Annotated in this window: 11 protein-coding genes and 1 pseudogene; 1 reads left to right on the forward strand and 11 read right to left on the reverse strand. The window is 68.8% G+C overall.

The features are described 5' to 3' along the window. Positions 1-28: 28 nt before the first annotated feature. The 5 genes and pseudogenes from G6N54_RS06555 to G6N54_RS06575 form a co-directional block, all read right to left on the reverse strand. Positions 29-2,879: pseudogene (locus G6N54_RS06555) on the reverse strand (aminotransferase class I/II-fold pyridoxal phosphate-dependent enzyme). Between the two features lie 137 nt (positions 2,880-3,016). Continuing rightward, complete coding sequence (locus G6N54_RS06560) at positions 3,017-3,403, reverse strand: antitermination protein NusB (RefSeq protein WP_163789098.1); 387 nt, start codon at positions 3,401-3,403, stop codon at positions 3,017-3,019. Further along, entirely contained in the window at positions 3,400-3,915 is a 516-nt protein-coding gene (gene nusB / locus G6N54_RS06565) for a transcription antitermination factor NusB (protein ID WP_163789100.1), read from the reverse strand. Before nusB ends, G6N54_RS06560 begins: the two co-directional genes overlap by 4 nt. Before the next feature lie 2 nt (positions 3,916-3,917). Next, the gene (efp, locus tag G6N54_RS06570) at positions 3,918-4,481 is read right to left on the reverse strand and encodes an elongation factor P (RefSeq protein WP_085221955.1); all 564 of its coding nucleotides are present in this window, start codon (positions 4,479-4,481) and stop codon (positions 3,918-3,920) included. Between the two features lie 180 nt (positions 4,482-4,661). Continuing rightward, complete coding sequence (locus G6N54_RS06575; protein WP_163789102.1) at positions 4,662-5,765, reverse strand: M24 family metallopeptidase; 1,104 nt, start codon at positions 5,763-5,765, stop codon at positions 4,662-4,664. Between the two features lie 33 nt (positions 5,766-5,798). Between G6N54_RS06575 and G6N54_RS06580 the strand changes: the two genes are divergently transcribed. After that, complete coding sequence (locus G6N54_RS06580) at positions 5,799-6,524, forward strand: B-4DMT family transporter (protein ID WP_163789104.1); 726 nt, start codon at positions 5,799-5,801, stop codon at positions 6,522-6,524. A gap of 3 nt (positions 6,525-6,527) precedes the next feature. Here the strand turns inward: G6N54_RS06580 and aroQ are convergent, their stop codons facing one another. The 6 genes from aroQ to G6N54_RS06610 all read right to left on the reverse strand — a co-directional run bounded on the left by aroQ (position 6,528) and on the right by G6N54_RS06610 (position 11,500). After that, a complete protein-coding gene (gene aroQ, locus G6N54_RS06585) occupies positions 6,528-6,968 on the reverse strand; it encodes a type II 3-dehydroquinate dehydratase (protein ID WP_163789106.1) in 441 nt (146 codons plus the stop codon). Next, a complete protein-coding gene (gene aroB / locus G6N54_RS06590) occupies positions 6,965-8,053 on the reverse strand; it encodes a 3-dehydroquinate synthase (protein WP_163789108.1) in 1,089 nt (362 codons plus the stop codon). The genes aroQ and aroB overlap by 4 nt, the downstream gene beginning before the upstream one ends. Next, entirely contained in the window at positions 8,050-8,574 is a 525-nt protein-coding gene (locus tag G6N54_RS06595) for a shikimate kinase (protein ID WP_163789110.1), read from the reverse strand. Before G6N54_RS06595 ends, aroB begins: the two co-directional genes overlap by 4 nt. Before the next feature lie 6 nt (positions 8,575-8,580). After that, a complete protein-coding gene (aroC, locus tag G6N54_RS06600) occupies positions 8,581-9,801 on the reverse strand; it encodes a chorismate synthase (protein ID WP_163789112.1) in 1,221 nt (406 codons plus the stop codon). A 51-nt stretch (positions 9,802-9,852) separates the two neighbouring features. Beyond that, positions 9,853-11,025 (reverse strand): acyl-CoA dehydrogenase family protein, encoded by a 1,173-nt coding sequence (locus G6N54_RS06605; protein ID WP_163789113.1) that lies wholly within the window; start codon positions 11,023-11,025, stop codon positions 9,853-9,855. A gap of 67 nt (positions 11,026-11,092) precedes the next feature. Next, positions 11,093-11,500, reverse strand: coding sequence for an A24 family peptidase (locus G6N54_RS06610; protein WP_163789115.1), 408 nt, complete (start codon positions 11,498-11,500; stop codon positions 11,093-11,095). Between the last annotated feature and the right edge of the window lie 9 nt (positions 11,501-11,509).

Below are 11,509 nucleotides of genomic sequence, written 5' to 3' on the forward strand. Positions count from 1 at the left end.
CGTACCGGTTTTCTCACCGGAATCGAATCTAGGCTTCGCGTGTCGTGGCTGCCTTGTTGACGCGGTCGCCGTTGCGGGCACCGTTGAGCACCGACGTGTCCGCGGGCAGCTCGAAGCCCGGGAACACCGAGCCCACCGCCGCGCTCGCCGCGCTGCGCTGGGCTTCCAGGCGGACCAGCGCCTCCGGGGTGAACACCGACAACCCCAGGTCCGGGTTGTAGCCGTGGATTTCCTTCACGTCGAGTTGCGCCAGGAAATACAGGATCTCCTTCGAGACCACCTGACCCGGGACCAGCACCGGGAATCCCGGCGGGTACGGCACCACGAACGTGGTGGAAACCAACTTCCGGCCCTCGGCGATCCGCCGCCCGGCCTGACCGATCTGGACGTACTCCCGGTCGGACTCTTCATAGCCCGCATAGAACGCCGCGCGCATGTCGCCGAAAACGCAGTTGTCGACCGGACGGAACGCGATGTCGAATTCGCTGAAGTCGGGCAGGTGCGGCAGATCCTCGGTGATTTCCTCGACGCGGCGCTTATGCAACGTCCAGTCCGCCACACTGGCCAATTCCCGCTCCCGATCCAGGTCGGTGGCCACCCGGCGCAGCACGTCGAGCAGGTGGTGCACGCTCGACCAGGTGACGCCGATCGTGAAGATCAGCAGCACGCTGTTGATCGACGTCTTGTTGATCTGAATGCCGAAGCGTTCCATCAGGATCTTCTCGCGGAAGTCGTACCCGTTCATCCCGGTGCTGCCGAGGAACAGGGTGACTCGCGTCGGGTCCAACACGAACTGGTCGGAGCGCCACGCTTCGTTCCATTCGGCCAGCGCGCCCTGCCGGACCTCGCGGTAGGAGCTCACCGCGGAGGCCCGGAACTCCTCGGGCACCAAGTCGGCTTCGTCGAGGATGCGGAACCACTTGCTGATCAGCCGGTCCTTGCGCACCCGGTGCCGGAACACCAGCGCCATGTAGTAGACCTGCCGAACCAACTGGAATCCTTCGATGTCGACCTGGCGGCGCGCCAGGTCCAGCGAGGCCAGCAGCTGCTGGTTCGGCGACGTCGAGGTGTGGGTCAAGAACGCCTCACCGAACGCGTCACGGGCACGAGAATTGAAGTCCCGGTCGCGCACGTGGATCATCGACGCCTGCCGGAACGCCGACAGCGACTTGTGCGTGGAGTGCGTCGCGTACACCCGCACCCGCGCCTTGCCGGGGTCGGGCATCAGCCGATGGTTGACCCACTCCGACCGCGGGATCCCCTCCATCGTCGCGGCCCAATCACGGTATTCCGCAGCATATTCCGGCGAGTCCAGTATCTGCTCGAGCCGGTCGGCCGCCACCATGGCGGTCCGTTGCCGGGCCCACGGCACCGCGGTCGCGAACGCGTACCACGCCTCGTCCCACAGGAAGCAGATGTCCGGCTTGATCGCCAGCACCTCCTCCATCACCCGCTGCGGGTTGTAGACGACGCCGTCGAAGATGCAGTTGGTCACCAGCAGCATCCGCACCTTGTCCAGCTGACCCTCCGCCTCCAGATCCAGCAGCGCCTTCTTGATCGTCTCCAGTGGCACCGCCCCGTAGATCGCGAACTGCGGCAGCGGATAGGCATCCAGATAAAGCGGATAGGCGCCGGCCAGCACCAGACCGTAGTGGTGCGACTTGTGGCAGTTGCGGTCGATCAGCACGATGTCGCCCGGCCGGGTCAGCGACTGCACGACAATCTTGTTGGCCGTCGACGTGCCGTTGGTGACGAAGCACGTCTGGTTGGAATGCCACGTCTTGGCGGCCTTGTCCATCGCCTTCTTGATGTTGCCGTGCGGGTCCAGCAGCGAGTCCAGGCCGCCCGACGTGGTCGAGGTCTCGGCCATGAAGATGTTGCGGCCGTAGAACTCCCCCATGTCCTGCAGCGACCGGGAATTGAAGACGCTGGCGCCGCGCGCGACGGGCAGCGCGTGAAATTGACCGACCGGCGAATCCGCGTAGGCCCGTAAGGCATCGAAAAACGGTGTGGCGAAACGACTTCGCAGACCGGCCAACACCGTGCTGTATAGATCGGTGACGTCGTTGAGCCGGTAGAAGGTCCGGTCGTAGACGTCGTTCTCCTCGTCGTTGCCCGCCGCGATCGACTCGTCGGTGAGCAGATAAAGGTCGATGTGCGGCCGCAATTCACGGATCCAGTCGCCGCATTCGATGCAGTCGCTGCCGCTGTCACGTCCGACCGCGTCGTCGGCGGCGCCCAGCAGGGTGTTCATCAACGGCACCCGGTCCCGCGAGCGCAATGGCACGTCGTGACGGATGATCGCGGCCTGAATCTCGCCGTTCAAGGCGACGGCGGGTGATGGCGTCCTCGACGCTGGGCACCACCAGCAGCTCGAACTGCACGTCGTCGGACGGGCAGCGCAGCGCCCGCAAGGCTTCGGCCAGGCAGTCGGGCCCGGTATTCGGCGAGTCGTCGGCGAGCAACACGGTATAGAACTGCTGCTGCTTGGCCCGGGCCACCAGCTCCTGGTCGGCCAACGGGGTGGTCGTGTCGAAAAGTGCTGTGCGGTCACCATATTCGCTGAGCAGCCGCACCGCCAACGACACCTCCTCGGCGAGCCGCACCGTGGACAGGCTTTCCAGGTGGGCGCGGTAGTCCGCCAGGTTGTGCGCGCCGGGGAACAGCCAGTACCGCTCATAGGCACCCAGGCGGTCCATCAGGCGCTTGACCTTGGCCAGGTCGTGCGTCTTGTTCAGCCCGGCCAGGTCGACCTCCGCGAGGTGACGGCATGCGTCGTCGAGCAGGTTCCAGGTGTCGATGCGGGTGTACGACGGGTTGGCCACTGCCGCCAGCGCGGAGACACGCAGCCGTCGCGTGTAGGCACTGTAGGGATTCATGTCGTCACCTGTTCTGGCGCGGGCTGGATCCTGCTGCCGTTTCCGTAGTTCGCGGGTATCGCTCGACAAGTCCGCCACTATTGTTATCCGGTCTTGCCTGAGCCGGCGATCTTTTTGCTCAGGATTCACCGGATCGGTCAGCGCTCGGTTTTGTCACCGTCGACGACGCCGCGATCGCCGCGGGTGCCGTCCATCCACCGCAACATCGGCAGCTCCCGCCCCCGCGCCGGCAGCTCGGTGACATCGCTGAGCGAGCGCAGCACGGCCTGCGTCAGACCCATCAGAGCGGCCATCACCAGTAGGAGCGGCTGCAGCGGTTTGGCCGCCGACCGCACGGTGCTGATCCGGCGGGCGACGATCAGACGCTCGATCGAGTGATACCGCCAGGCGCCCACGCCCAGCGCATAGATCGACAGTGCCGCGGCGACAACGGTGAGCCCGTACGCGGCGCAGATCACCGCACCCAGCACCACCGTCGCCGCCAGGAAGGCGGCGAGGACGGCGCGGAGCTCCAGTCGGGTCATGACGGCGTTTCGGGGTGCTCCGGTGTCGAGGCCGCAGCGGCGCTGCGGACGGCCTTGGCGGCAGCCCGGATCTGCGGCGTCACCAGCATGACCTGGCCAAGGACGCCGTTGACGAACGCCGGTGATTCGTCGGTGGACAATTCCTTGGCCAGCTGCACGGCCTCGTCGACCGCGACCGGCTCCGGCACGTCGTCGGCGTACAGCAGCTCCCACACCGCAACTCGCAGGATCGCGCGGTCCACCGCGGGCAGCCGGTCCAGCGTCCAGCCCTGCAAGTGGGTGCTGATCAGGTCGTCGATATGCGCGAACTGGTCGCCGACGCCGCGGGCCACGGCGACCGTGTACGGGTGCAGCGCCTTGACGTCCGGGTTGGCCTGGGCTAGCGCTATGCGCACGTCGGCCACCTCGACCGGACTCAGACCGCGGGCCTCCGCCTCGAACAGCAGGTCCACCGCGCGCTTACGGGCATGATGGCGTCCTTTGGTGGGCCTCGGCGATTTACCGTCCGGCATGGTCAGGCGTTGACCCGACCCAGGTAACTGCCGTCTCGCGAATCCACCTTCAGCTTGTCCCCGGTGTTGATGAACAACGGCACCTGCAGTTCGGCCCCGGTCTCCACGGTCGCGGGCTTGGTGCCGGCGCTGGACCGGTCGCCCTGCAAGCCCGGCTCGGTGTGGGTGACCACGAGTTCGACCGACACCGGCAGTTCGAGGTACAGGGGGGCCCCGTTGTGGAAGGCCACCTGCACCGGCAGGCCCTCCAGCAGGAACCGGGCGGCGTCGCCGACCAGCGATTCCGGCAGCGGATGCTGTTCGTAGTCCTGGCTGTCCATGAACACGAAGTCCGAGCCGTCGCGGTACAGGTAGGTGGCGTCGCGGCGGTCGACGGTGGCGGTATCCACCTTCACGCCGGCGTTGTAGGTCTTGTCGACGACCTTGCCCGAGAGCACGTTTTTCAGCTTGGTACGTACGAAGGCCGGGCCCTTACCCGGCTTGACGTGCTGAAACTCGGTGATCTGCCACAGCTGGCCGTCGATCACCAGCACCAGTCCGTTCTTGAAGTCGGCAGTCGATGCCACGGTCGCTCTATCTCCTACAGGATGGCCAATTTTCGGGGCCGGGCAGCTGCCCGGCAGCGGGCTCCGCCGCTAGTGGTGCGCACAGAGCAGCACCGGATGCAGCTTACCCGGGGTCGGGTCCAGCACTAACCGCACCGCTAATCGAGCTGCCCGGGGCCCGCGATCGGAAACGGGCCTCCGCTACGCCAGAATGGCCAGTTCCTTCGGGAACCGGGTCAGCAGTTCCGCGGTGGCCGGCTGATCGCCGACGACCAGGGTGTCCTCGATGCGGACGCCGCCGCGGCCGGGCAGGTAGACACCGGGCTCCACCGTCACGACCGAACCGGCCAGCAACGTCCCGGACGAGGTGGCGCCGATCCCCGGCGCCTCGTGGATCTGCAGGCCGACCCCATGCCCCAGGCCGTGGCTGAATTGCTCGGCGTAACCGGCGTCGGCGATCACCTGGCGTGCGGCGCCGTCCACCTCGCGCAGGTCGGCGCCGGGCCGCAGCGCCTCCCGGCCGGCGCGCTGCGACTCGGCGACCAGCTGATAGATCTCCAGCTGCCAGTCCGCGGCATTGCCCAGCACGAACGTGCGGGTCATGTCCGAGTGGTAGCCGGCGACCAGCGCACCGAAGTCGATCTTGACGAAGTCGCCGTCGGCGAGCACCGCGTCGGTCGGACGGTGGTGCGGAATGGCCGAATTCGGCCCGGCGGCAACGATCGTCTCGAACGAGATCGCGTCGGCGCCGTGATCGAGCATCAGGCCCTCGAGCTCGCGGCTCACCTCGCGTTCGGTGCGCCCGGGCCGCAGACCGCCCCGCGTCACCAGGTCTTTCAGCGCGGCATCGGCGGCCTCACAGGCGAGCCGCAGCAGCGCCACCTCACCGGCGTCCTTGATCTCGCGTAGCGCTTCGACCGTTCCTGCGGCCCGCACCAACTCGGTCTTGCCGCCGTGCTCGCCCACTTCGTTGGTCAGCGTGTCGAAACCGTCCACCGTGACCACATTGCTTTCGAGGCCCAGCCTGGACACGCCCGCATCGGCAGCCTGCCCCGCCAGGTAGCGCCCGACGGCCCGCTCGATGGCGACTTCGAGATCCGGTGCCTGCGCGGCGGCCTGGGTGCGATAGCGGCCGTCGGTGGCCAAAATCGCCTCGCGATCGTCGGCAAAGACCAGCAACGCGCCATTGGATCCGGAGAAACCCGACAGATAGCGGACGTTGATCAGGTCCGTGACCAGCATCGCGTCCAGCCCGCTGGCACCGATCCGGCTCTTTAGATTGTCTCGACGCTGGGAATGTGTCACGACTCACGACGGTACTCGCTACGCTGGTTGGCCATGAGTAGCTGGATGCTGCGTGGATTGGCGTTCGCTGGACTGATGGTGGTCGTCCGGTTGTTCCAGGGGGCGATCATCAACGCGTGGCAGACGCAGGCGGGGCTGGTCAGTGTCGTGCTGCTACTGCTGTTCATCATCGCTGTCGTGGTGTGGGGGGTGCTGGACGGCCGGGCCGACGCGAAAGCCAGCGCGGATCCGGATCGTCGCGCCGACCTGGCGATGACCTGGCTGCTGGCCGGCCTGTTCGCCGGGGTGCTGAGCGGGGCCGTCTCCTGGCTGATCGCGCTGTTCTACAAGGGCCTTTACACCGGGGGCCTGATCAACGAGGTGACGACGTTCGCGGCGTTCACCGCGCTCTGCGTCTTCCTGCCCGGGATCATCGGGGTGGCCGTCGGCCGCTGGCGGGTGGACCGCAATCCCCCGCCGGACCGGCCGGCCGGGCCGGGCGAGGAGCGCGCTGACACCGACGTGTTCACCGCCGCCAGCGCCGACGAGACGCCGACCGGCGAGGTTCCCGTGCAGCATCCCGGCGGCCAGGCGGAGGCGCGGACGTCGGCGGTGGCCACCGCCGAGCGCGATGCGCCCACCGAGACGATCCCGGCTCCTGCGGACGACACCAAGACCGAGGTGATCCCGACCCGTTCGGACGACGCCAAAACCGAGGTGATCCGCACCGACGAGCCGGGTACGGAATGGCCGAGCGCGCAGTGGGGAAAGAAGGACTAGCCGCTAGTCCTGTTTCGTCTCGGCCAAATAGCGCAGCGCCAGCAGATAGCCCTGCACCCCCAGCCCGACGATCACTCCGGTCGACACCGGGCTGAGGTACGAGTGGCGCCGAAACTCTTCGCGCGCATGCACATTGGAGATATGAACCTCGATCAGCGGGGCGCGCAGTTCGGCGCACGCATCGCGCAGCGCCACCGATGTGTGAGTCAGGCCGCCGGCATTCAGTATCACCGGCTCGCCTGCGTCCGCGGCGGCATGAATCCAGTCCAGCAACTCGGATTCGTTATCACTTTGCCGCACAACGGCTTTGAGCCCGAGTCCGGCCGCCTCGCGTTCGATCAGCGCGGCCAGCTGGTCGTGCGTGGTGTCGCCGTAGACCTCGGGTTCGCGCCGGCCCAGCCGGCCCAGGTTGGGCCCGTTGATGACGTTGACGGTCGTGGTCATGGGGCACAGACTCCCGCGTAGGCCGTCACCAGCAGGCCCGGGTCCGGCCCCACCAGCCGGCCCGGCTTGGCCAGGCCGTCGAGCACCACGAACCGCAGCACACCGGCGCGCGACTTCTTGTCTCCGGCCATGTATTCCAGCAGCTGGGGCAGCGCGTCGGGGTCGTAGCTGACCGGCAATCCCAGCGAGGTCAGGATGGCGCGGTGGCGCGCGGCGGTGTCGTCGTCGAGCCGGCCGGTGAGCCGCGCCAGCTCGGCGACGAACACCAAGCCCACCGATACCGCGGCACCGTGGCGCCACTGGTAACGCTCCCGGCGTTCGATGGCGTGCGCCAAAGTGTGTCCGTAGTTTAGGATTTCGCGCAGCTCGGATTCTTTTTCGTCGGCGGCGACCACCTCGGCCTTGACGGTGATCGCGCGCCGGATGAGCTCGGGCATCACGTCGCCCTTGGGGTCCAGCGCCGCCTGCGGGTCGGCTTCGATCAGGTCGAGGATCACCGGATCGGCGATGAATCCGGCCTTCACCACTTCGGCCATCCCGGCCACGATCTCGTTGTGCGGCAACGTTTCCAGGGTTGCCAGGTCGACCAGCACCGCCAGCGGTTGATGGAAGACGCCGACCAGGTTCTTGCCCGCGTCGGTGTTGATGCCGGTCTTACCGCCCACGGCCGCGTCGACCATGCCCAGCAGCGTGGTCGGCACGTGCACGATCGAGACGCCGCGCAGCCAGGTGGCCGCCGCGAAACCCGCGACATCGGTGGCCGCGCCGCCGCCGAGGCTGACCAGGGCATCCTTGCGGTCAATTCCGATGCGGCCCAGCACTTCCCAGATGAAACCGACGACGGGCAGTTCTTTTCCGGCCTCGGCGTCCGGGATTTCGATGCGGTGCGCGTCGACACCCTTGTCGGCCAGGTAGCTGCGGATTGCCTCGGCGGTCTGCGCCAGCACCGGTTGATAGAGAATCGCGACGCGGTGCCGCCCGCCGAGCAGTTCGCCCAGCTCGGTGAGCAATCCGGTGCCGATGATCACCGGGTACGGCGGATCGACGGCCACTTCAACGGTGACCGGTGGGGTGGGTTCTGTCATGTGATGGCCTCGGTGTTCTGGGGCAGCCGGGACATGATGTAGCGCACCACCGCCCCGGGATTGCGCCGGTTGGTGTCGACCCGGATGGTCGCGACGCGCCGGTACAGCGGAGTTCGTTGCGCCATCAGGGCGCGGTATTTCTCGGCCCGGTTTCCGCCGGCCAGCAGCGGCCGGGCCGACGTGCCGCCGGTGCGCCGCACGCCCTCGCGGGCGCCGATCTCCAGGTAGATGACGGTGTGGCCGGCGAGCGCGTCGCACACCCCCGCCGTGGTGACCGCGCCACCGCCGAGTGACACGACGCCGTCTTGGGTGGCCAGCGCCGCGCGCACCACGTCCTCCTCGATGCGGCGGAATTCCTGCTCCCCGTCGGTGGCGAAGATGTCGGCGATGGTCCGGCCGGTCTGTTGCTCGATCAGCACGTCGGTGTCGGCGTAGCCGACGCCCATCGCCTTGGACAGCCGGCGCCCGATGGTCGACTTGCCGGAGCCGGGCAATCCGACCAGTACCGCCTTGGGGGCCACGGCGGACTACCCGGACGCCTGGGCGCGGGCGGCCGGCGTTTCGTACTCGGCGACCGCGCGCTGGTACGCGTCGATGTTGCGCCGCGTCTCGGCCAGCGAATCGCCGCCGAACTTGTCCAGCGCGGCCCGGGCCAACACCAGCGCCACCATGGTCTCGACGACCACGCCGGCGGCCGGCACCGCGCACACGTCGGAGCGCTGGTGGATCGCGACGGCTTCGTCGCCGGTGGCCATGTCGACGGTGGCCAGGGCCCGCGGCACGGTCGAGATCGGCTTCATCGCCGCCCGCACCCGCAGCACCTGGCCGTTGGTCATGCCGCCTTCCAGGCCGCCGGCCCGGTTGGTCGAGCGGATCACGCCGTCGGGCCCCGGGTACATCTCGTCGTGCGCCTGGCTGCCGCGGCGGCGCGCGGTCGCAAAACCGTCGCCGATCTCCACGCCCTTGATCGCCTGGATGCCCATCACGGCGGCGGCCAGCTGGCTGTCCAGGCGGTTGTCGCCGCTGGTGAACGAGCCCAGCCCGACCGGCAGGCCGAGCGCGACGACTTCCACGACGCCCCCGAGGGTGTCGCCGTCCTTCTTGGCGGCCTCGATCTCGGCGATCATCGCCTGCTCGGCGGCCTTGTCGAAGGCGCGCACCGGGCTGGCGTCGATCCCTTCCAGGTCGTCGGGTCCGGGCGGCGGCCCGTCGTAGGGCTGCGACGGACCGATCGCGATCACGTGGGAGAGCACCTCGACGCCGAGCGCCTGACGCAGAAACGAGCGGGCGACCGTTCCTGCCGCGACACGGGCGGCGGTCTCACGTGCGCTGGCGCGCTCCAGCACCGGGCGGGCGTCGTCGAAGCCGTATTTGAGCATGCCGGCGTAGTCGGCGTGTCCGGGCCGCGGCCGGGTCAGCGGCGCGTTGCGCGCTGAGTTTTCCAGGTCGTCCGCTCGCTCGGGGTCGACCGGGTCGGCGGCCATCACGGTTTCCCATTTCGGCCACTCGGTGTTGCCGATCTCGATCGCGATCGGCCCGCCCAGCGTCAGCCCGTGGCGCACCCCGGCCAGCACGGTCACCGCGTCACGCTCGAACTGCATCCGGGCGCCGCGGCCGTAACCGAGCCGGCGGCGGGCCAACTGGTCGCCGATTTCGGTCGAGGTGACTTCCACGCCGGCGACCATGCCCTCGACCACGGCTACCAGCGCGCGGCCATGGGACTCCCCCGCGGTGATCCAACGCAACACGGGTCCCATTCTCCCATGGGGGCATGCGTGGACTTAAATCCCCGCGACGCGTCAGAAGAAGCTGCTCTCCGGCAGTTCCGCGCCGTTGACGGCGACGTCGCCCAGCACCCGCGCCTTGTAGACCGTCGGGTTGTGCGAGAACAGCGTCCGCAGGTTGCGCCAGTGCCGGTCCAGCAGGGCCGACGCCTGGATCGCCGACGCCCCGCCGACGTCGAAGACGCGCGACGCGGCCCGCAGCGCAGGCTCCTGGAGCGCGACCTTGACGCGGGCCGCCGCGATCGACGACCTCTTCTCCAATTCGGGGTCGATCCCGGTGTCGCGGGCCGCGTCCAGCGCGGGCGCGAGTTCGGCCGCCGCGCTGCGGACCAGCGCCTGCGCGGTATCGGCCACCGCGTCGATCTCGCCGACGATCTGCAGCAACTGAGGGTCGGCGGTCGGCTGGTCGACGCTGGCGAAGGTGTAGGTGCGGCGCCGCCCGCGCACCAGCGCCGCGGCGTCGGCCGCCAGCGCCCGCAGGATTCCGGCGGCGACCGCGTGCAGGTACAGCTGCATCAGTGCGCCCCGGGAGCGGTCCAGTCCGATCGTGGCGCCCAGCGGGAACACCTCCTCGGCCGCGACCTCGACGTCATGAAAGATCGTCGTGCCGCTGCCGGTTTGGCGCTGACCGATGCCGTCCCAGTCGTCGACGTGCTCGACGCCGGCCCGGTCGACCGGGATCACCACGGCGGTCGGGGCGCCGTCGTCGCCCTGCGCGGTGATGCGCAGATGGTCGGAGAACTGGGCGCCGGTGCTGCAGAACTTCTGGCCGCGCAGCCGCAGGCCGTCCGGGGTGGACACCAGCCGGGTGTCGCGGTTGTTGCCGCCGATCGACTTCTGGCTCTGTTCGGAGTTGGCGCCGCCGATCAGCCCACCCTCGGCGACGACCGCGATCCACCGCTGGCTGCCCGGGCGCCGCGGCCTGATCTGCAACTCCTCGACCAGCGCGTGGTGAACCCGCAGGATGTGCGCGAGATCGGGATCGGCCGCGGCCAGCGCGATGAGATGGTCGAAGAACTCCGGCACGGTGTAGCCCGCGCCCCCGTGTTCGCGGGCCAGTCGCACGGCGCCCAGCCGCTGCTCGCGAACGAGCTTGAGCCCGCGCAGGGGCGGCTCGGTCAGGCCGTCGGCCAGCCGCAGGCGGTAGTCCCCGGCGATGTCGGCGAGCACGTGATCAACTGCGGGCATGCGCCGAAAGCTAAGCGCGCACAACGAGACCGGCAACGATTTGCAGCGTCACAATTTTTAAGCGGGCTCAGCCGAGCAGCACCGCGGCCGCGGTGGCCAGGCACATCGACGGACCGTGCGGCACGGCGCCGCGCAGAGCCAACCCGAGCGCGGCGGTCAGCAACGGCGCGGCCAACGCCGCCAGAAACCACACCGTGACGCCGAAGCAGCCGGCCAGCCCGCCCAGGCCGATCGCCAGCTTCACGTCGCCGGCGCCCATCCCTCCCGGCGCGATCAAGTGCACCAGCAGATACAGCCCGGTCAGCGCCGCGGCCCCGGCCAGGGCGGGCGTCCCGCGCCCGGTACCGCAAGCGACCGCCAGGATCACCGCGGCGCCGGGCAGCGTCAGCCGGTTGGGCAATCGCCGTTGCCGGATGTCATAGCAGCTCAGCAGCAGCAGCCAGGCGGCCACCACCGTCACCGCTGTCGCCCGCACCCGCGGGAC

Source organism: Mycobacterium stomatepiae (assembly GCF_010731715.1).
Taxonomy (GTDB): domain Bacteria; phylum Actinomycetota; class Actinomycetes; order Mycobacteriales; family Mycobacteriaceae; genus Mycobacterium; species Mycobacterium stomatepiae.

Coding starts and splice junctions, on each gene's coding strand:
- G6N54_RS06605 (WP_163789113.1), bottom strand. CDS start 11,025: ATGCCCGCAGTTGATCACGTGCTCGCCGACATCGCCGGGGACTACCGC.
- aroB (WP_163789108.1), bottom strand. CDS start 8,053: ATGACAGAACCCACCCCACCGGTCACCGTTGAAGTGGCCGTCGATCCG.
- nusB (WP_163789100.1), bottom strand. CDS start 3,915: ATGCCGGACGGTAAATCGCCGAGGCCCACCAAAGGACGCCATCATGCC.
- aroQ (WP_163789106.1), bottom strand. CDS start 6,968: ATGACCACGACCGTCAACGTCATCAACGGGCCCAACCTGGGCCGGCTG.
- G6N54_RS06560 (WP_163789098.1), bottom strand. CDS start 3,403: ATGACCCGACTGGAGCTCCGCGCCGTCCTCGCCGCCTTCCTGGCGGCG.
- G6N54_RS06580 (WP_163789104.1), top strand. CDS start 5,799: ATGAGTAGCTGGATGCTGCGTGGATTGGCGTTCGCTGGACTGATGGTG.